The organism is Microcystis sp. M53598_WE2 (genome assembly GCF_030067735.1).
GTDB lineage: Bacteria > Cyanobacteriota > Cyanobacteriia > Cyanobacteriales > Microcystaceae > Microcystis > Microcystis aeruginosa.
Genome location: NZ_JASJFE010000762.1, coordinates 1 through 2,194, shown reverse-complemented (window position 1 = coordinate 2,194; position 2,194 = coordinate 1). Strand labels below are relative to the sequence as shown.

General features: G+C 43.7%; 3 protein-coding genes. All 3 read left to right on the top strand.

The genetic code is table 11. The annotated features are described in order from the left end of the window. Positions 1–286 (top strand): zinc-ribbon domain-containing protein (locus PX636_RS15585; RefSeq protein WP_288117751.1); only part of this gene is annotated, 286 nt, incomplete at its 5' end. A 292-nt stretch (positions 287–578) separates the two neighbouring features. Further along, positions 579–1,505, top strand: coding sequence for an ornithine carbamoyltransferase (gene argF, locus PX636_RS15580; RefSeq protein WP_002762401.1), 927 nt, complete (start codon positions 579–581; stop codon positions 1,503–1,505). A gap of 132 nt (positions 1,506–1,637) precedes the next feature. After that, complete coding sequence (locus tag PX636_RS15575) at positions 1,638–2,063, top strand: hypothetical protein (protein WP_041804330.1); 426 nt, start codon at positions 1,638–1,640, stop codon at positions 2,061–2,063. Positions 2,064–2,194: the final 131 nt, after the last annotated feature.

Below are 2,194 nucleotides of genomic sequence, written 5' to 3'. Positions count from 1 at the left end.
GGCCACTCCGGAGAAAAAACAAGCTTTGTATCGGACTTTTATCAAATATTTACAACAACGTTCCGAGGAGTTGACAGGAGGAAAAGATAATACAGAATATAAACGGGAAGATGCAATTATTTTGCAGTTAATCCATAACTATAAGTTGGATAGCGGTGGAGAAATTCCTCTTTCTTCGGTGACGGAAGTGGTTAACCCAGCTTTAATTATCTGCGGTAATTGTGGACACAAAAACCCGCCCTCGTCTAATTTTTGTTCTAAGTGTGGGGCAAAATTAGTTAAGTAGAAATATAGATTTTGGGTTTGATCCCCCCTGCCCCCCTTGATAAGGGGGGTGCCGATAGGCGGGGGGATCCGCCTTGATAAGGGGGGAATCTGACAATTTTTAACACCTACCTAATTTAACAGATAATTTGGGGGTGTTAGCTAGACTAACATCCCCCAAAATGAAAATTTTCGGGAAAAATTGCCTAATAGCGAAAAAACTGGATTATAATAAGGTCTTTACTCAAGATTTTTGCTAATCGCTAACTGCCATAAAACCCAATCAAGACCCCTGTTTATCGAGAGAAAAACCAATGGTAGCCACTTTAAAAGGACGAGATGTTTTAAGAATAACCGACATGAGTAGCGAAGAAATCAGCGCCCTACTCAATCTATCGGCACAGCTTAAAGCTGGCACTCTTAACCCTAGCTGCAAAAAAGTCTTAGGATTGCTATTTTATAAAGCTTCCACCAGGACCAGGGTTTCCTTTACCGTCGCCATGTACCAGTTAGGGGGACAGGTGATCGATCTTAATCCCAGTGTAACCCAAGTGGGGCGCGGGGAGCCCTTAGCCGATACAGCCCGGGTACTCGATCGCTATCTCGATATTCTCGCGGTTCGCACCTTTAAACAAGAGGATTTAGAAGCTTTTGCCAATTACTCGCGCATCCCGATTATCAACGCTTTAACGGATTTAGAACATCCCTGCCAGATATTAGCCGATTTACAGACTATCCAAGAGACTTTTCAGACTTTACGGGGAATTAACCTCACCTATGTGGGGGATGGTAATAATGTCGCTAATTCTCTCCTCTTGGGTGGCGCTTTGATGGGGTTAAATGTGCGAGTTGCCTCCCCCGCAAACTATCAACCCGATGGGGAAATTGTCGCCAGCGCCCAGGCTATTGGCGAGAAAACCGGTAGTAAAATCTTAATTACCGACGATCCCGTTACCGCAGTAAAAGACTCTCAGGTGGTCTATACTGATGTCTGGGCAAGTATGGGACAAGAAAGCCTCGCTGATGCCCGAATTCCCGTTTTTCAGCCCTACCAAGTCAATGAACAGCTAATGAGTCACGCTGACAAAGACGCGATTATTCTCCATTGTTTACCTGCTCACCGGGGCGAAGAAATTACCGACGGGGCGATCGAGGGTGTACAATCAAAAGTCTGGGAACAAGCGGAAAATCGGATGCACGCCCAAAAAGCTTTAATGGTGAGTTTATTGGGATTAATCTAGCTGTAGATGCTCAGTTACCTAAAATAATTATTAAACCCGATCATCAATCATCCTAAGACCTGTCCGACACCAGAAGTTAACGCTAGGATTGATGGTAAGAGCAATAATCAGGGCAGCCTCCACACAAACTATATGTCAGACACCTCCGCAGTTAAAAAATATCTCGCCCATTGGTTTCAATTGGGAAAAAAAGTTATTTGTCCCAAAAACCAAGCTATGCTATTTCCGCTGCCAATTTTCAATGCTGATCGCTATTCGTCGGAGTTTGAAGATTGTTGGCAAAAAATGCTTGATCCTCAAAGTGGCGATTGTTACCTAGAAGGTACTCAACAAACTATCCAAGACTTACTTTCCCCTCAATGGGAATTTCACCCCTGCGCTCGTTGTACTATACCCGTACCAATTGAAGTGCTGGGCCAATCGGGTTTATCCTGTCCCTGCCATGATTTGAGTAATTGGCCCAATTTAGAATTACCCTTACCCCATTTACCTGTCAATAGTCGAGAAAATCTCGATCGCATCCGGCAAAGATTGCTAAAAAATTCTCACCCACATTAACCGGACAAAAAGAGACGTTAGGGGTAACGTCTCGAAAAAAGGGTTGAGATTTAGGGTCTGCTGAATAAATCTAAAAACCTTGTTGGATAAGACTTTTAGACTTTTTTTTCCTCAAAAAGTGCCAGCCGTTG

Coding starts and splice junctions, on each gene's coding strand:
- argF (WP_002762401.1), top strand. CDS start 579: ATGGTAGCCACTTTAAAAGGACGAGATGTTTTAAGAATAACCGACATG.
- PX636_RS15575 (WP_041804330.1), top strand. CDS start 1,638: ATGTCAGACACCTCCGCAGTTAAAAAATATCTCGCCCATTGGTTTCAA.